Annotated in this window: 16 protein-coding genes; 12 read left to right on the forward strand and 4 right to left on the reverse strand. The window is 68.7% G+C overall.

Annotation, left to right across the window (positions count from 1 at the left end):
- Nucleotides 1-265: 265 nt before the first annotated feature.
- The 3 genes from ACF08B_RS39815 (at nucleotide 266) to ACF08B_RS39825 (ending at nucleotide 4,709) form a co-directional block, all read left to right on the forward strand.
- A complete protein-coding gene (locus ACF08B_RS39815; RefSeq protein ID WP_392321928.1) occupies nucleotides 266-1,309 on the forward strand; it encodes a phosphotransferase enzyme family protein in 1,044 nt (347 codons plus the stop codon).
- A gap of 196 nt (nucleotides 1,310-1,505) precedes the next feature.
- Nucleotides 1,506-3,473, forward strand: a complete 1,968-nt coding sequence (locus ACF08B_RS39820) for an ATP-binding cassette domain-containing protein (RefSeq protein ID WP_392321929.1) — start codon at nucleotides 1,506-1,508, stop codon at nucleotides 3,471-3,473.
- Nucleotides 3,474-3,704: 231 nt separating this feature from the next.
- Nucleotides 3,705-4,709: a competence protein CoiA family protein gene (locus tag ACF08B_RS39825; protein WP_392321930.1), complete on the forward strand. Its 1,005-nt coding sequence runs from the start codon at nucleotides 3,705-3,707 to the stop codon at nucleotides 4,707-4,709.
- A gap of 130 nt (nucleotides 4,710-4,839) precedes the next feature.
- Here the strand turns inward: ACF08B_RS39825 and ACF08B_RS39830 are convergent, their stop codons facing one another.
- From ACF08B_RS39830 to ACF08B_RS39840, 3 genes are read right to left on the reverse strand one after another with little or no spacing between them, the layout of a single operon-like run.
- Nucleotides 4,840-5,439, reverse strand: coding sequence for a phosphatase PAP2 family protein (locus tag ACF08B_RS39830; protein ID WP_392321931.1), 600 nt, complete (start codon nucleotides 5,437-5,439; stop codon nucleotides 4,840-4,842).
- Complete coding sequence (locus ACF08B_RS39835; RefSeq protein WP_392321932.1) at nucleotides 5,436-6,620, reverse strand: MAB_1171c family putative transporter; 1,185 nt, start codon at nucleotides 6,618-6,620, stop codon at nucleotides 5,436-5,438. The genes ACF08B_RS39830 and ACF08B_RS39835 overlap by 4 nt, the downstream gene beginning before the upstream one ends.
- Nucleotides 6,617-7,144, reverse strand: a complete 528-nt coding sequence (locus tag ACF08B_RS39840; RefSeq protein WP_392321933.1) for a secondary metabolite protein — start codon at nucleotides 7,142-7,144, stop codon at nucleotides 6,617-6,619. The genes ACF08B_RS39835 and ACF08B_RS39840 overlap by 4 nt, the downstream gene beginning before the upstream one ends.
- A gap of 481 nt (nucleotides 7,145-7,625) precedes the next feature.
- Here ACF08B_RS39840 and ACF08B_RS39845 point away from each other — a divergent pair, with 481 nt between their 5' ends.
- Nucleotides 7,626-8,477: an XRE family transcriptional regulator gene (locus ACF08B_RS39845; RefSeq protein ID WP_392321934.1), complete on the forward strand. Its 852-nt coding sequence runs from the start codon at nucleotides 7,626-7,628 to the stop codon at nucleotides 8,475-8,477.
- Nucleotides 8,478-8,537: 60 nt separating this feature from the next.
- Here the strand turns inward: ACF08B_RS39845 and ACF08B_RS39850 are convergent, their stop codons facing one another.
- Nucleotides 8,538-8,900 carry a helix-turn-helix domain-containing protein gene (locus ACF08B_RS39850; RefSeq protein ID WP_392321935.1) on the reverse strand — a complete coding sequence of 121 codons (363 nt, stop codon included), beginning with the start codon at nucleotides 8,898-8,900 and terminating at the stop codon, nucleotides 8,538-8,540.
- A 552-nt stretch (nucleotides 8,901-9,452) separates the two neighbouring features.
- Here ACF08B_RS39850 and ACF08B_RS39855 point away from each other — a divergent pair.
- The 8 genes from ACF08B_RS39855 to ACF08B_RS39890 all read left to right on the forward strand — a co-directional run bounded on the left by ACF08B_RS39855 (nucleotide 9,453) and on the right by ACF08B_RS39890 (nucleotide 15,879).
- Entirely contained in the window at nucleotides 9,453-9,812 is a 360-nt protein-coding gene (locus ACF08B_RS39855) for a hypothetical protein (protein ID WP_392321936.1), read from the forward strand.
- A gap of 2 nt (nucleotides 9,813-9,814) precedes the next feature.
- Entirely contained in the window at nucleotides 9,815-10,756 is a 942-nt protein-coding gene (locus ACF08B_RS39860) for a hypothetical protein (RefSeq protein WP_392321937.1), read from the forward strand.
- Nucleotides 10,756-11,469 (forward strand): ATP-binding protein, encoded by a 714-nt coding sequence (locus ACF08B_RS39865; RefSeq protein ID WP_392321938.1) that lies wholly within the window; start codon nucleotides 10,756-10,758, stop codon nucleotides 11,467-11,469. Before ACF08B_RS39860 ends, ACF08B_RS39865 begins: the two co-directional genes overlap by 1 nt.
- A gap of 98 nt (nucleotides 11,470-11,567) precedes the next feature.
- Nucleotides 11,568-12,152: a WhiB family transcriptional regulator gene (locus ACF08B_RS39870; protein WP_392321939.1), complete on the forward strand. Its 585-nt coding sequence runs from the start codon at nucleotides 11,568-11,570 to the stop codon at nucleotides 12,150-12,152.
- Nucleotides 12,149-13,177, forward strand: a complete 1,029-nt coding sequence (locus tag ACF08B_RS39875) for a DUF2637 domain-containing protein (protein WP_392321940.1) — start codon at nucleotides 12,149-12,151, stop codon at nucleotides 13,175-13,177. Before ACF08B_RS39870 ends, ACF08B_RS39875 begins: the two co-directional genes overlap by 4 nt.
- A gap of 104 nt (nucleotides 13,178-13,281) precedes the next feature.
- Nucleotides 13,282-13,506 (forward strand): hypothetical protein, encoded by a 225-nt coding sequence (locus tag ACF08B_RS39880; protein ID WP_392321941.1) that lies wholly within the window; start codon nucleotides 13,282-13,284, stop codon nucleotides 13,504-13,506.
- A 182-nt stretch (nucleotides 13,507-13,688) separates the two neighbouring features.
- Complete coding sequence (locus ACF08B_RS39885) at nucleotides 13,689-14,126, forward strand: plasmid mobilization protein (protein ID WP_392321942.1); 438 nt, start codon at nucleotides 13,689-13,691, stop codon at nucleotides 14,124-14,126.
- 4 nt (nucleotides 14,127-14,130) lie between these two features.
- Nucleotides 14,131-15,879, forward strand: a complete 1,749-nt coding sequence (locus ACF08B_RS39890) for a relaxase/mobilization nuclease domain-containing protein (protein ID WP_392321943.1) — start codon at nucleotides 14,131-14,133, stop codon at nucleotides 15,877-15,879.
- The last annotated feature ends 143 nt before the right edge of the window (nucleotides 15,880-16,022 follow it).

The raw sequence follows: 16,022 nt of genomic DNA on the forward strand, positions 1-16,022 counted from the left end.
CCGATATGCCCAGCGCATTGCACCAGCTGGAGGGATCCGTGACCAACGCGTACAGCGTCGTAGCCGAACACCCTCGGCTCCGCGACTGCCGACCGTCGGTCTGGGAAGTTGCGGGTCCAGACCGCGAACGGTGGTTCGCCAAGCAGCATGCGGGCCCGAAGCTGCTCCAGCGTGAAGTCGAAGCCTGCGCCCCGCTCTCGCCGCCCCACGACGAATCGCCCGCGGCCGACGCTGAGCCGACGGTGCGTGGAGAGTGGTGACCGGGATGAACGAGTCAGACGCCGGCGCGGAGTTGACGGCTGACGTACTGAAGGACCGGTACGGACTGGTTGTCGACATGGTCGAGCCGGTGCCTATGGGAACGGACACGATCAACCGGCGGGTTCTGACCACCGACGGGGCGAGGCTGTTCGTCAAGCAGTACCGGTCGGTTGCGGACGTGGATGCGGCCCGGGCTGCATGGGATATGTCGGAGTACTGCCGCGTCGCACAGATCCCCGTACCGCGGGTATGGCCCGATGTGGACCGCAACCTCGTCACGATCTCTGAGGGCAGCGCCTGGGCGGTCGTCGACGAAGCGCCCGGTCGCGTCGCCGCCGGGGCGATGACGATTCCCCTCGCCGAGCACATCGGTCTCGTGATCGGACGCATGCACCGTGTGCTGGCCGCGTATCCGCTGCCGAAGCGCGTGCAGCAGTCCCGTTGGCGGACCGGTGCAGTCGAGGACGCGCTCGCGCAGTGCGACACCGTGATGGCCACGGCCATTCAGCAGGAACACGACGGCCTTGGGCAGCTGAAGGTCGATCTCGAACGCCGGCGTGAGGACCTGCATCACGTCAACTGGCTGCGGGAGCGGTTGCCCAACGTCCTGGCGGAACAGGCTCTGCACGCGGACCTCAGCCGAACCAACCTGATCGTCCTCGCCGATGCGGTCACCGGCGTCATCGACTTCCGCTGCGCGACCGGAACGCCAGCCTGGGAGCTGGGCAGGGCGGCGTTCGATCCGCGCACCGTCGCCAACAGTCCGAACTGGATCGCCTGCGCGCTGGTGATGGTGGACGCCTACCGCGCGGAGAATCCCAGCCTTCCCGTGGCAGAGGTACGGTCCTGTGCCCGGGTCGCGCTCCTGTACATGCTGTTCAGCTTCTACGGCGCCACGACAGCCGAATACGACCTTCCGCAGGAGGCCGAGGCAGACCTGAAGCAGCACTGGAGCGAGAGACAGGCCACCATCCGCCGCCTGCTGGGCTACATCGACGATCTCGAAGTTGCCCTCGACCGCCATGGTGCGGAGGGAGGCAGCACGTGACACGCACCGCTCGGCCCGTGTCCGTACCCAACGCACCCCGTCAGCGCACTCGTCCGCACTTCAACCTAAGGGGGAAGTCCTTGCGGCACACACCGATCAGTGGGCACCGGGCGGCCGAGGCCGTGGCGCCGTACGCCGGAACAATGATCGCGGTCATCAGGACCAGGCGCTGGAGCATGGCGGAGGGGTGGAGCCGATGACCACCACGCCGAAACCCGCCCAGGCCACGTCCCCCGACGAGGCGGAGTTACCGGACGAGGAACTGAGGTTCGCCATTCCAGGCGACCGCCGTATCGAGGCCGCCAACGCCATCACCAGCCGCTCCATGGCTCGACGCCTGCCCCAGCTGATCCGCCGCGCACTCGCCCTGGGCTGGCAGGTGGACCGCAACTCGGTCATCGCCCTGCTGGTTGTGCAGGTCCTCTCCGGGGTGCTAGAAGCGTTCGGGCTGATCGCCACCACCGGAGCGATCAAGCCGCTGATCGCCTCCCAGCACATCAGCGGTGACCAGCTCAGGGACGCCGCACCATCCTTGGCTGTGCTGACCGCAGCCATCGGCCTGCGGGCCCTCCTGGGCATCGCCTCGACCTCGCTGTCGGCCCGTCTGGCGCCCCGTATCTCACGCGAAGCGGAACTCAAGCTCCTCGACGCCGCGACCCAGGCAGAACTGTCCGCGTACGACAACCCCGGGTACAACGACCGATGGGATGCGGCCGACCGTGGTGTCGAGGTCTCCCGGGACCTCCTGACCGAGACCCAGTCCATCCTCGCGGCGTTGGCCTCGCTGGTCGCCTCCGCATGCGTCCTGACCGCCGTGCATCCGGTACTGCTGCCACTGCTCCTGCTCGCCGCGCTACCGAAGGGAGTGGCGAGCGTGCGAGCGGCACGCGTCAACTACATCGCCTCCCTCGCCACCTCGAAGGACCGTCGGCTGCTGGGCATGCTGCGCTGGTACATGGTCGACAAGCAGACCGCCGACCAGGTCCGCTCCGGCACCATGGCCCCGTTCCTGCTCGGCAAGTACCGCATGGCCGGTGCGCGGATCGACAAGGCCACCGACCAGGCCACCTGGCGCGCCGCCCGGATTTCCCTGATCGGAGGGGCGGCGGGAGGTCTCGCGCACGCGGTGGTCTGGGTAGCGCTGGCGCTGCTCGTGTCCGCCGGTCGGATCTCGGTCGCCGCCCTGGGCACCGCCTTCCTCGCCCTGGGGCGTGTCAGCTCCGGGCTGGACGGAATCGTCGGCTACGGCGCCCGACTCTTCCGCACCGGCATGTACCTCGACGACTGGGCCGACTTCATCGACGAAGCCGGCGGCCACCGCATCGACCGCGGAAGTCGTAAGCCGACCGGACCCACGGTCGTGTGCGCCGAGGACGTGACGTTCAAATACCCGAGCGCCGACCGCCCCGCGGTCAGCGGCGTGTCCCTGGAAGTGCGGAGAGGCGAGGTCCTGGCCCTCGTGGGCGAGAACGGCTCCGGCAAAACCACGCTCAGCAAACTCCTGTCCTCGCTCTACCTGCCCGACTCCGGAGCGATCACATGGGACGGCGTCGACGCACGGGAGTTGGACGCGCAAGCGGCATGGCAGCGCGTCGCCGTCGTACCGCAGTCCTACGCGAACTGGCCCCTGTCAGCGAGGGAGAACATCACCCTCGGCCAGCCCACCGACCACGGGGACGCCGCCGTGCTCGCCGCAGCCCATGCGGCGGGCGCCGACGAAGTCGTCGACGGCCTGCGCAACGGCCTGAACACCCTGCTGGCCAAGGAGTGGTGGGGCGGACAGGAACTCTCCGGCGGACAGTGGCAGCGCATCGCACTCGCCCGAGCGTTCCACCGCCCCGCCGGCCTCCTGGTCCTCGACGAGCCGACCGCCGCTCTCGACCCGCGTGCCGAGCACCGCATCTTCACCGGTCTCCGCCGCCTCGCCGCAGACCGCGCCGTCGTCCTGGTCACCCACCGGCTCACCAATGTGGCGATCGCGGACCGCATCGTCGTCCTCGGCAAGGGACGCGTCATCCAGGACGGCACCTTCGACGAACTCCTTGCCCAGCGCGACGGCTTGTTCCGCGAACTGTGGGACCTGCAGAACGAACGCACCGGCCGCGTACCCATCCAGGTCGGCTCCGACGAGAACGCCTCGTCGGACCAGCCTGCCCTGTTCTGAACGAGCCGACATGTCGCGAACACCAGGGAGGAGCAGAGGCGGCTGATCATGCCGGCCCCACCCTGGGGCATCCGCCGCATCAAATGCGGTTCAGCGGCTGTTGAGGTCGGCGGCCGCAGTCAAGCCGCCGCCCGAATGCGGTTCTGCTGGGAGCCTTTGAGGGGAGTGGATTGGCAGTGCCCGTTGCGATGCTCTGCACACCCGACTTGATTGAGTTGAGAGGAGTATTCGGTGCTGGACGATCTGCTGGTGGTGGGGTTCGACCTGGAGGCGCAGACCGAGGTCCACATCGGCGACCGCCCCTTGGATCAGTGGCGGATGCTCGGCTACGGGCGCCGGGAGACAGTGGTGTGCTTCTACTGCTGGCGCGGCATCGACGCGCCCATGCAAACGAAGGTGCCGCTGCTGGCCCGCGGCCGGATCGGAGGCCTGGTCCGACCGCACTTCGCGCACCCGGCCGGCACCGCCCCACCCGGCGGACACAGCCGCGAGACGGTCTGGCACATCAACGCCAAACACCGGCTCGCCCGCTGGGCAGCCACGTTACCCAATGTCACCCGCGTGCGACTGGAGCAGTGGACCGAGCAGAGGGACCGGCGTGCGGACGTCCACGTCGTCCTCGACGACGGTGCCCGCCTCGCGTTGGAGGCCCAGCGTGAGCTGATCACGGACGAGAGGTGGCAGGCCCGGCACCGGGACTACGCAGCCGCCGGCGTACGGGATGTGTGGTTTATGCGCCCGGACACGCGTATTCCACATGTGCTGTTTGCCGAAGGAATCCCGGCCTGGACGCTCTACCATCGCGAAGACGCAGCCGAGGCCAGGCTCGGAGAACCTCACCAACGGGGCCCCCAGTGGTGGACGCAGGGCCTGCGCCTGTTCGGGCTGCACCACCCGCCGTGCGCTGGCGACTCGGTCGTCCGTGAACGCTTCGCCCTCGCCGACCTCGGTCTGGACGCCGAAGGCGTGACGTTCCCGCCTTCGATGACCGAGCGCCTGGCCGAACAGGCCGCTCGTGTACGACGGGACGCCGACCAAGCACAGCGTGATCATGAACAGGCTCAGCGATGGCGACACGAAGCCGCCCCCCGGCAGACGAGGCGCCCCTGGGTGCCTACCCCGCTGCCGCCCGTACGGCCGGTGCCCCGACCAGCGAGCGGGGAACCGGTCTGCGATGTTTGCCACCGCCCGCTCGCTGAACCCCTGGTGCGCTATGGGCGGCACATCCTGTGCTGAACGAGGCGGCAAGAAGAGACGACGTCGTACTCGATCTACCTGGTTTCGACAGACGGCGAATGACGACAGTGAGCAAACAAGAGCGAGGCCATCGGGCAACGTGACCTTGCTGCCCGCTCAGAGAGCGGGTTCAGCGGAGGGCGGCGAACACCCCGGCCGCGACCGCGGAGCCGAGGATCGTTCCCGCGATCACCTGCGCGGGGGTGTGGTCCCGCAGAGCGATGCGTGACCAGCCGACGACCGCGACCAGGGAGTAACCGCACAAAGCCCAGGCGCCGTAGGTCTGGACGAGCATGATGACGGCCCCGGCCGACACCGCCTGGTGTACGGATATCTTCCAGGCCAGCGTGATGAGTGCCAGCGCCGCAAGCGTGACGATCATGCTGGCGATCAGGGCGATGAGGATGTGAGGGGCACCGAGCACTGCCATGAGGGCGAAGCACGTCAGCACGGAGGCGAGGATGACCGCCATCACCAGGAGACGTGCCCTCTTGGCCCCGACGTTCCTGTCACCCCATCTTCCCTTCTTGATGCCGTGGTCGATGAACAGGATCGGGATGACGGCGGCGAAGACGACTCCCACGAGGCTCCATGCCACGCCGCTCCACTGGTCGGCGTGCCAGCCGACCGCGAGGCAGACGATGACGATCCATGTCTTCGGATGGAGACGGTCGCTGATGATACGGGCGATGTCGAGGCGGTTGGAGATCGCTGCCGTGGTGGTGCTCATGCTGTCTGTTTCCGGTTCTCTTCTCGGATCGAGGCGGCCTCGGCCGCTGCGAAGGCCGCGACTCGAGGACTGCGGTCGTAGGCGGAGCTGACCTGGCGGATCCATCGCAGTTCCGCCGACGGACTCATGCCGTCGCCGCCGGACTGGGGATGCTCCCCCCTGTATGGCGGGGAGGTCGGGGCGATCAGCGTTGCTGTTTTGAGCCAGGCCGCTTCGACGACGGCCGAGCGCTCCTTGGGCGGGTAGCCGGCGCGCTTCGCCATGTCGAGGGCGCGGGCCTGCAGGTCGGCAGGGACGTACTCACGCAAGGTGAGGGTTGCGTCGCTGATCTCCACCAGCCGCCGGTGAAGCAGGAGACGGGTGCGCGCGGGCCCCGGGCCGATGGACAGTACGACGGACGGCGCGGCCTCGGTGAGCCCCCGCCACAGGGGCTCCAGTTGCCTCAGTGCTCTTCGCTCTCGCAGGGCGGTCGCCGCGATCGAGACGGGCGACAGGCAGCTCCCGGCGCTGATCGCTGCGATGGCCGCGACTTTCAGGACCGTCGACACCCTGGCCGCATTCTGGATGTCCGCCGCCGTGACGTCGCCGCCCGCGACATCGACCAGGTGCATGACGCGCTGCAGGGCGTACAGGACGCCGATCACTCCGCCCAGGCCGAGCAACCCGTGCCCTGCGCGGACCCAGCGGTCGCTGGTGTGGCGGGCTGCATGCGCGAAGAGGACGGCCGTGACAGTCATGGCGACGCCGATGTAGAGAGTGAACACCGCTATGGGCAAGAGCGCCCATACCGAGGGGCCGTAGCCGGGCCGGATGTCGTCGGGGACCCGGCCGCCGCTCGGTGCCAGGGCGAACGCGATGACCATGAACACGAGACAGGCGGCTTCAATGGCGCGACGGGACCGCTGGAGAAAGCCTTCTGGCCGCACCACAGCGATAACGAATTCCAGGACCGATGCTGCCGCCACGAGTCCGAGCAGGTGCTTCAGGAGGTATCCGGTGCTGCCAACGCCCGTGACAGAGTCGATCTGCGCCGAGACGACCGGGATTTCAAGCGTCATCGCGGCCGCAAGGCTCAGGAACGCCAGTGCAATGGCTCTCTGCTTGTGCGAGTGCCGGAGTGATGGTGCTCTCCACAGTGCCACCGCCCAAAGCATGGCCGCGACGAGGACACGATGAATCATCGGCAGTCCCTCCGCGGGTGGATCATCGTGGCGTCGACCCGGGCCAGCAAGCCGTCGCGCGAGGTGGAGGGCGAGGTCGGGAGGGTGTCCGCGATTTCGCCCAGGATGGACGCGGTCAGCTCGGCGTCGTGTTCTTCGTCAGTGGAGTAGTCGGTACGGCCGAAGACCGCCTTCACACGAGCCGACGCAATCTCGGGCGGAAGCGCGGCAAGGAGCGCGGACACCCCTGAATCGCCGCCGTGCTCCAACAACATGTGGCCGATCTCGTGCAGGATGACCTGAGTCCGATGGCGCTGGCTGGTCGCCGGGACGTGCCAGATGTGATCTTCGTCCGCGTACGCGACCCACAGGCCGCACGGAGTGTTCAGGCCGCTGCCCGCAGGGAATTCCCGGAGGACCATCTCGCGACCGCGCTTGATCGACAGCGCCTCACAGAACGACTCGATGCTGAAGGGCCGTTGTATGCGCACGCCCTCCAGCGCTTTCTCGCACGTTCGCCGCAGACGCAGCTCGCGCTCGCTCATTTCTCCCGGGCGCGCATCGCTCTCGCGCCTCCGTCGAAGAAGCATGGGGGTCCTTAAGCACGTGGGGGGTTGGTCGTCTGTTCAGAGCAGGCTGGCGAGGAGCAACACACCAGCCGTCCAGGCTCGAGCGTCAGACGGACGCTAGGAAGAGGAGCCCCGCCGCTTCCGGCTCAGGGCTTCCGCGTGTTGGTGCGGAGTAAGTTCCGGTGCAGCGGCACCGGTAACGATGCTTGGGTAGCGGGGCTTGTTCCGAGACTGATCCTAAGACACCAGGAAGGCTCAATTACCTGCAAGATCCCTCCAAGGGAACTGACAGTTCCCCTTGCACCGTACGAGGAACAGCCGACCGGGCTCTATCTGATCTAGAGGCTGCGGTCGGTCCGTTTTGTGCCGACAAGTCCTCCCGCTGCTAGCCTGGGTGTAAGGGATTTCCCTCCGGAGGAATCGCTATGTGTGACCCATACCTCAGGGTGGACGAGTCATGCCCGCCAACGATTCATCCCAGCCCGCGCCGTACCCGACCATTACCCGCATTCTTCGCCAGGCCAGGCGGCGCGTTGATCCCCGTGACATCCCGGGCGCTGCCGCCGCTCTGGGGGCGCGCAACCGGACCGGGTTGACACAGAACGAGGTCGCCCAATTGCTCGGGGTTTCGGCTAAGTGGTACCGCAATTTGGAACTGGGCAAGCCGTTGTCGTACTCGAAGGCCCTCCTGGAGGGAGTGCGCCGCATTCTGGCCCTGACCGAGGGCGAGTGGGAGACCGTCTGGCAGCTGACCCACGGCCGGCCGGCACCGAATGCCGACCCGGAGTCCGTCACCGTCGACGGTCGCCAGGTGCCACCGCCGCCCGTGCGACGGTTCGTCGAAACCCAGCGCTGGCCGGCGTATCTGTGCGACCACCGTTGGGATCTGCTGCTGTACAACCGGGCGGCCAGCAGCAACTTCCCGTGGATGCTGTACGGGACGAACGTCGTGGTGTGGACGCTGACATACCCGGAGGCCCGCACCCAGCTGATCCGATGGGAGGATGACTGGGCCACCCCGATGATTGCCCAGCTTCGGCTTCACGCCGAGCTCTGGAGCAACGATGTCGGGCTCCAGTCGATCATTCGCACCGTACAGGCTGATCCCGTGGCCCGCAGACTATGGAACTCACCCGCTGTGCCGGCCGTGTCCCACCGTGGCGTCACCGAAACGCGCAAGCTCTATTTGCCGCGACAGGGCACAAAGGAGTTTGAGGTAAGTCTTTTGACCATGAAGGTCGATGACATGCCGTCACATAGGATCGTGATTGCGATTCCGAGTCACGAGGCTGGTCCGTCCGGCAGTTGACGCCAGCAACCGCCTATCGTTCGCGGTGGGGCACTCATGCACCGCAATAAGCGTCCTCTGTCAGCCCGGATTCGGGCCGTCAAGCCCTTCGGCCTTGCGGGCGGTCTCGATGACAGCGGTGATGGTCCGCAGGCTGTCCGCCGAGAGCCCGCTGGCGCGAGCGAACAATCCTTCGACGCCGGCCCTCTCTGCGGCGTCGAGCATCTGCAGGGCGGCGACAATCCGGCTTACGCGCTCGTCGCTCATCCCCTTGGAGAAGTAGTCGGTCGTCACTCCGAAGAAGCCAGCCAGGGCTTCGATCGTTTTCAGCGTCGGATTGGGCTTCGCGCCTTGCCGTAGCTGCGCGATGGCGCTGGCGGAGATCCCGGTCGCGCGCGCCACCTCGGCGTTGGTGTATGCGCGGCCCGTCTCCGGGTTCACCATCGCGAAAAGAGCGTTCAGTCTGTCCGCGACTCTCCCGCCCTCCGGAGGCGTGTGCCGGTCACCGTCGCGCGTCCCTTCCGGCATTAGCGGCTTCGCCTCCGATCTCAGCAACACCGTGCATCGTACTTCAGTGACGATCGCAGCTTCCAGCCTACCCGCAGCAGCACTGAAGTGTTGACAGCGGTCCGACACTGCAGCGTATTGTCGGCGCAGTGGCCGACACTAAAGTGTTGAGCCGCAGGTCGGGAGTCATCCAGGGGAGCGAAGCGCAAGTCCTGGACTCGACGACGGCCCTGCGTATGCCCGTCGCCCCGGCCGCCCAGCGAGCGAAGGAAGGAGGAAGCGCTGCCGCACACCAGGGACGAACCAGGAGCTACACAAGACGCCAAGTCCGCGTTTTCCAGCGGGAAATGAGACCGGCGCCCAGAAGTCAGCAGCTTCCGGGCGCCAGGTCCGCAACCCGAAGAGCGCGGATTCATAACCGGGGCGAGTCGGCTGGCCTTTTCGACGAGAACGGCCGTCTCGCCCCACCTACGAGTGAGGAATTCTCGCATGCCCGAGTCCCAGAGCGGAAGGGCGCACACCGCCCGGCCCGTCCGAGTCCTCGCCCCTGCCATCGGCCCCCGCCGGCGCCGCCTGGCCGCCCTTCTCGCGGACATGGTGTCCGGTGCTCGCACCATCCGTGTCTCGCAGCGTGAGCCCGACCGGACCTGGCCCAGCCCATACGCCCGCGCCTATGACGTGCGGGGGAGCCTTGTCGCCCTCAACAGGGCCCAGGGCCGGACGGCCGCACGCTGGGTGATGCGCGTCCACCCCGAGGTGAACTGGAACGAGGCCTACGAACTCGACCTCGCCACCGGTGTACTGCGCCCCGCCGCCGAGGCGTACGCGGTCGTGGACGGGAGGCGCTGACCGTGGCCCGGATCCGCACGTTCAAGCCCGAAGCCTTCACCTCCGAGTCCCTGGCGCAGGTGAGCGTCTACGCCGAGCGAACCTTCTTCGGCCTGATCAGCCGGGCCGACGACCATGGGCGCGTCCGCGACCAGCCCGCCGCACTCTGCGGAGAGCTGTGGGCCGTTCGGGGCGGACGTACCCCGGTCGACGTCGAGGACGACCTGATCCAGCTTGCCGCCGCCAACCTGATCTGCCGCTACGAGGACGACGAAGGCAAGAGGTACCTGCACGTCGTCACCTGGCACCGGCACCAGAAGATCAACCGCGCGAGCCGCAGCCGCCTTCCCGAGTGCCGGAAGCACAGCTCCGGGGGACCGAAGGCGGATGCGCCGCAGACTCACGGCGACGTACCGGAGCCCTCAGTGAAGGCTCACGGAGGACTCACGGACGACGCACGCATCCCCGCCCAGTCCGCAGGAGACCACGAAGTCGCAGGTCGCGAGGCATTCAGTGAGCCCTCAGTGAACACGCACGGGGGGCTCACTGAGCCCGCAGTGAGCCCTCACGCCCTGGATCTTGGACCTAGGAACCTGGAACAAGGAACTACTTCTCCTTCGGAGGGCGCAAGCGCCCACGCACCGAAGACCACCTCGGCCCAGCAGCTCATCGCCGAGTACACCGCCGCCTGCGTACACCGCCCGCCCAGCGGAGTCCTCGGCCACCTCGGTCGCGAGACGGCCAAGCTCCTCGCGGAGGGCATCGAGCCGAGCCACATCCGGGCCGGCCTGGCGCTCCACCGCGCCAAGGGCCTGCACCCCAGCACCCTGCCGAGCCTGGTCTACGAGGCGATGAACGCCACCCGCGCAGCCTTGGTCCGGCCGGAATCCCGGCATAACGTGCCCGGTCACCGAGCCTGGGCCAACCCCGCCGACCCTGCCGCCGCCTACGCCGAGGAGCTGTGATGCGCGACCACGACGCCCAGCCCGTCGGCGGCATCGCCCGCCGCCTGGCCCACATCCTCACCACCCGGGGCATCGACCCGAACACCAAGCTCACCGACCCGGTCGAGCCCACCCCCGCCCTCCAAGCAGCACAGGCTCGTATCCCGGCCCGTTACCGAGGAGCCGTCGCCGACCACCCAGCCGTCGCGGCCTGGGTCCGCGAGGTCGCCGAGGGCGGACGCCCCGGGCCCGAGGGCGCGCCGGGGCTCGCCGAGGGCCGCTCGCTGCTGATCGTCGGCACCACCGGTACGGGCAAGACGTACCAGGCGTACGGAGCGGTCCGCTCGCTCCTGATCGCCGGGGTCCGGCTGCGCTGGAAGGCGGTCACGGCCGCCGATCTGTACGCGGAGCTGCGGCCCCGCCCCGGACACGACGGCGAGCGCGAGCTGATGGACCTGGCCCGCTGCCCGCTGCTGATCATCGACGATCTCGGCGCGGCGAAGAGCAGCGAGTGGACGGAGGAGGTCACGATGCGGCTGATCAACCGCCGCTACAACGCGATGCTCCCGACACTGATCACCACCAACCTCGGCATGTCCGACCTTCGGGCCCACATCGGTGACCGCGTCGCCTCCCGGCTCACCGAGATGACCGACCGGGTCATCCTCGACGGCCCCGACCGCAGACGAGCCCTCGCGGCCGAGCGACGCGCTCTGGCCGCCACCCTCGTCTGACCATGCCCCACGGCGGCCGGTATCAGCCCGCCACCTTCCCGCACCAACCCCCTGGTCGCTCCTGCCCGAACGCGCCCTGGGGGATACGGAGAATCCCCATGCACCACACCAAGACCTCGCAGCCCCGCACCCTCGGCGACCACACCTGGCGCGACCGGGCCGTCTGCCGGTCGACACCCCACCACCAGGTCGACCCCGAGCTCTTCTTCCCCGAGCCCGACGAGGTCGACCGCATCCGCGAGGCCAAGGCCCTGTGCGCCCAGTGCCCCGTCCGCAGGGTCTGCCTCGACGCCGCCCTCGAGAACGGCGACAGCGTCGGCATCCGGGGCGGGATGACCGAAGAGGAGCGCGAGCCCCTGCACAAGAAGCTGGAGCACCGCCTCGATTACGCCCGCGTCAACGAAGTCCTGGCCGGACGCGACATCCACCTGACCAAGGCCGAACGCCGCGCCGTCGCCCGCGCCGCCTACCAGGCCGAGCTTCCCTCCGCACGGCTCGCCTGGCTGCTGAAGATCACCGACGAGCACGCCGAGAAGCTCTACAGGCGAACCCGACGCGAGATACGCAACCGGGCCGTCGAACAGCAGGAGAAGGCCGAGAAGACGCCCAGGAACCAGCCCGACGCGCTGCAGAAGCCCGAGTTCAAGCGTCCTGTCCGCGACGACCTCGGGACGGCCGCGTGAGCCACGTCGCGCCGATACCGGCGCGGATCAACGGCTGGGACCGGGCCGCCATCGTCGCCCTCGGTGGAGCGGGATGCGCCCTGTCGTACGACGCCTTGCAGCAGATGGCCACGGCGATCCACGTCCGAGGACTCCTGACCTTCGTCTTCCCCCTGGTCATCGACGGGTTCATCGCATACGGAGTGCGAGCCCTCCTGGTCCTGCGCACCGCCCCACTCGCCGCCCGTTGCTACGTCTGGACCCTGTTCGGTACCGCGACCGCCGCCAGCATCTGGGCCAACGCCCTGCACGCCGTACGCCTCAACCAGCAGCAGCATCACGCTGAGGGTCTCCGGCTCGGGAACCTCACCGTCGGTGTCCTGTCCACCCTGGCTCCGCTCGCTCTGGCCGGAGCCGTCCACCTGTACATCCTCATCGCCCGTCGGGTCGTCGAGGCCGGCCTGTCCGGACACCCTGAGACCCCAGGGGTCCGGACGGAGCGGGTCACCAATGACCGTCCGGACACCCACCCGGTCAGGAATGTGCGAGGCCCATCCGCGGTCACATCCGGACGACTCACCGAGTTGCCCGGTCCGGACACCGGCCGCCCAACGGTCACCAAGGGGCCGAACCCCTCGGAGACCAACTCTCCGGACCCCCTGTCCGGAGAGCAGGGGAAGCTGGTCGAGCCGGATCCCGAGCACGACGGCCGTGACGCTGACCAGGGCGGACACCCTGCCCCCAGACCCGGCTCCGTCACCCGCCCTCACCCGGCCAAGCATCCGGACATCACGCTGGGCGCGGCCCGGGAGACCGGTCCCACTGCCCGTCCGGACACCAGTGACCGCAAGTCGGCCCCGGTCAGCGACGAGCAGCTGCTCGCGATCGCCCGCCAAGCGGTCACCGAGGCCGGCGACCTGACCCGGAAGGTCGTCGCGGACGCCATCCGCGGTCACGGACACGGCCTCGGCAACGACCGGCTCACCGTCCTGATGCAGCACCTCCGCAAGGAGACAGAACAAGCTCCGGACACTCGAACCGACTGACCGGACAGCCCACTCGGCGGGCACCCCGGCCCGGTCACTGAGACCGGCGCATCCGCCGAGCACATGACTCCCTGCCAGCCCGCACACGCACTGGAGCCGCCACCATGCGCACCACCTCGGCCACCCGAGCCGAAGCCGACGCCTGGATCACCGTGCTGAGCCGGTACGGACACCTCCATCACGCAGAACCCGGCCCCGACGGAGCCTGGACCGTCCAGCGCACGCCCACGAGCACACCCCGCACCCTCCAGCACCCCGTCATCGCCCTCGACTTCGTCGCGGACGTCCTGCGCGACGTACGCCGTGACGCCTCGGGACTGCCCCGATGACGCCCACCAAACCGCCCGCCGACCCTGCTCCGCTGGGTGAAGGCCACTGCCCGGCACGAGGCCGAGCAAGCTGTACCTTCCGAAACTCCTCCGCGGCCATGGGCTGCGGAGGAGTTTCGGAAGGGCTTGCCCCCGCCCCCAAGAGGGCGGGGGAGGCCCGGCACCAGGGGGAGCCGGGCATTGTGGCTGCGACCGAGGGCGGATCGCAGCCGGAGGGAGAAGAAGCAACGCTCGCCGAGCCGCGTACGCGCCCCCGCCTGCGCCAGAGCGTGCACCGTGACCAAGTCCGCAGCGTCCGCCTGACCCGAGACGAACTCGACATCGTCAAGCGTGCCGCCGAGGCCATCGGTCTGAAGACCGCCGGCTTCCTCGCCGACGCCGCGGTCGCGGTCGCCCAGGCCCAAGGCGGTTCCAGGGCATGGCTGTTGGATCAGCGTGGACGTGTCGAGGAGCTGATGTCTGCCAGCACCCAGCTCGCCCGCGCCGGCAACAACCTCAACCAGGTGGCCCGCATCCTCAACTCCGGCGGCCGTGCCGAGTACGCCGACGACGCGGTCACCCGCGTCCTGCGCGCCGCCGCCAGGGTCGAGGCCGCCGCCATCGAGATGGCGAGGCGCTGACACCGTGGTCCCGGACATCTCCACCGGCGGCCGCACGTACGGACTACTCGCCTACCTCTACGGGCCCGGCCGCCGGGATGAACACACCGACCCGCACATCGTCGCTGCCTGGATGCCGGAACTCGCCCCCGACCCTGGCCGCGACCCGAACGCCACCCTCAAGCAGCTGACCGACCGGCTCGACCTCCCCGTCCTCGCCCTCCCGAAAAACCGCCGCCCGGCCAGGCATGTCTGGCACTGTCCCGTCCGCACGGCCCCCGGCGACCGACACCTCACCGACGCCGAATGGGCCGAGGTCGCCCGGCGCATCGTCCACGCGACCGGCATCGCCGAGAAAGGCGACGACAAGGCGTGCCGCTGGATCGCCGTACGCCATGCCGACGACCACATCCACATCGTCGCCACACTCAAGCGCGAAGACGGGCGAAGCCCCCGCCGCCACCAGGACGGTATCCGTGCACAGGCCGAATGCCGCAGGATCGAAAAGGAGTGGGGCCTGCAGATCCTCAACGAGGGCGACGGCACCGCCGCTCAACGCCCCACCAGTGCTGAACGTGCCAAGGCGGAGCGCACCGGTCGTACGGAGCCGCCCCGTGAAACGCTGCGTGAGCACGTCCGCCAGGCACTGGCGGGAGCCGTTGACGAGGACGAGTTCTTCCGCCACCTGGTCGAGGCCGGACTTCGCGTCGAGAAGCGCCTCGCTCCTTCCGGCGACGTCCTCGGTTACAAGGTCGCTCTGCCGGGCGACCGCAACCGCGACGGGGAGCCCATCTGGTTCCCCGGCTCCCGCCTCGCCCCCGACCTTTCCCTTCCCCGGATCCGCCAACGCCTCGCGACCGGATCGCTCGAAGACGAGTTGGCGTCTGCCTCGGACCCCGCCATACGTACCGCTCGCCCGGCCAGCGCTCGCCGTGACGCCACCCACGTCGCCGAACAGGCCGTCACCGTAGTTGCCGGAGACGACGAGGCGGCAGGCGCCGCGCAACTCATCGGCGTTGGCGAACTGCTCGACGCCGTCACCCAAACCGCTCCAGCCTCCACCCGCAGGGAACTCGCCGAGGCTGCCCGAGCCTTCGAACGCGCCACCCGTTCCCACATCCGAGCCGAGCACGCCGACCACCGCGCCCTCCGCTCCGCCGCGCGCGGCATCGTGCGGGCCGGCAACGCGCTCGGCAAAGGTGAAGATGGCGGCGCCACGGCGATGCTGCTGTCCACGATGGTCCTGGTCGCGATGGCCGCCATACGATGGCACTCCGCCCGCGGCCACGCCCAGCAGGCCGCCGCCGCTCGACGAGCCGCGCAGCACCTGCGTGCCGCCTACCAGACCGCTGCCGCCAAGCCGATGAAGGCGATGCGCGAGCAAGGCCGCCGACTCCCCGCCTCCGTACGTGATCGGTACGCCGACACCGTAGAAGCCGCACTGCCAGGGCGGGCCGACCGTGTCCGGCGCGAGCCCGGCTGGAATGCGCTCACCGCCACCCTCGCCCAAGCCGAACAAGCAGGACACGACCCCGAGGCACTGCTTCAGCAGGCGATCGGGTGGAGCGAGTTGGAGACCGCCGGCAGCGTCACCGACGTACTTGTCTGGCGTCTGCGCCGCAACGGGAAACTGCCGGCCACCGCGGACCTGCCCCGCACGGGCGTGCACTTGCGGACACCCGAGCCGGAGCCCCGATCCCCGAAGCCGCAGACAGAGGAGCCTGCAATTCACAACGACACAGGCAGCTCTCGCAGGTCGAACCCGCGACGCTGACCAGCGCATCAAAGGACTGGACACCCACTGCCGGTCCTGTTAGGGCTGGCTAACGAGCTCGTGCATGGTTGGCGCTGGCACGTCGAGACCTTGATCGTCGATCATGGTCTGTGTGGTGGGGAACCGGACGCGTTCAGCGGTCC

The organism is Streptomyces sp. NPDC015139, assembly GCF_043079785.1.
GTDB lineage: Bacteria > Actinomycetota > Actinomycetes > Streptomycetales > Streptomycetaceae > Streptomyces > Streptomyces albidocamelliae.

Excerpts from the sequence above, each read along its gene's own strand:
- ACF08B_RS39845 (WP_392321934.1), top strand. The coding sequence starts at position 7,626 with ATGCCCGCCAACGATTCATCCCAGCCCGCGCCGTACCCGACCATTACC.
- ACF08B_RS39840 (WP_392321933.1), bottom strand. The coding sequence starts at position 7,144 with ATGAGCGAGCGCGAGCTGCGTCTGCGGCGAACGTGCGAGAAAGCGCTG.
- ACF08B_RS39880 (WP_392321941.1), top strand. The coding sequence starts at position 13,282 with ATGCGCACCACCTCGGCCACCCGAGCCGAAGCCGACGCCTGGATCACC.
- ACF08B_RS39855 (WP_392321936.1), top strand. The coding sequence starts at position 9,453 with ATGCCCGAGTCCCAGAGCGGAAGGGCGCACACCGCCCGGCCCGTCCGA.
- ACF08B_RS39850 (WP_392321935.1), bottom strand. The coding sequence starts at position 8,900 with ATGGTGAACCCGGAGACGGGCCGCGCATACACCAACGCCGAGGTGGCG.
- ACF08B_RS39865 (WP_392321938.1), top strand. The coding sequence starts at position 10,756 with ATGCGCGACCACGACGCCCAGCCCGTCGGCGGCATCGCCCGCCGCCTG.
- ACF08B_RS39835 (WP_392321932.1), bottom strand. The coding sequence starts at position 6,620 with ATGATTCATCGTGTCCTCGTCGCGGCCATGCTTTGGGCGGTGGCACTG.
- ACF08B_RS39870 (WP_392321939.1), top strand. The coding sequence starts at position 11,568 with ATGCACCACACCAAGACCTCGCAGCCCCGCACCCTCGGCGACCACACC.
- ACF08B_RS39830 (WP_392321931.1), bottom strand. The coding sequence starts at position 5,439 with ATGAGCACCACCACGGCAGCGATCTCCAACCGCCTCGACATCGCCCGT.
- ACF08B_RS39820 (WP_392321929.1), top strand. The coding sequence starts at position 1,506 with ATGACCACCACGCCGAAACCCGCCCAGGCCACGTCCCCCGACGAGGCG.
- ACF08B_RS39815 (WP_392321928.1), top strand. The coding sequence starts at position 266 with ATGAACGAGTCAGACGCCGGCGCGGAGTTGACGGCTGACGTACTGAAG.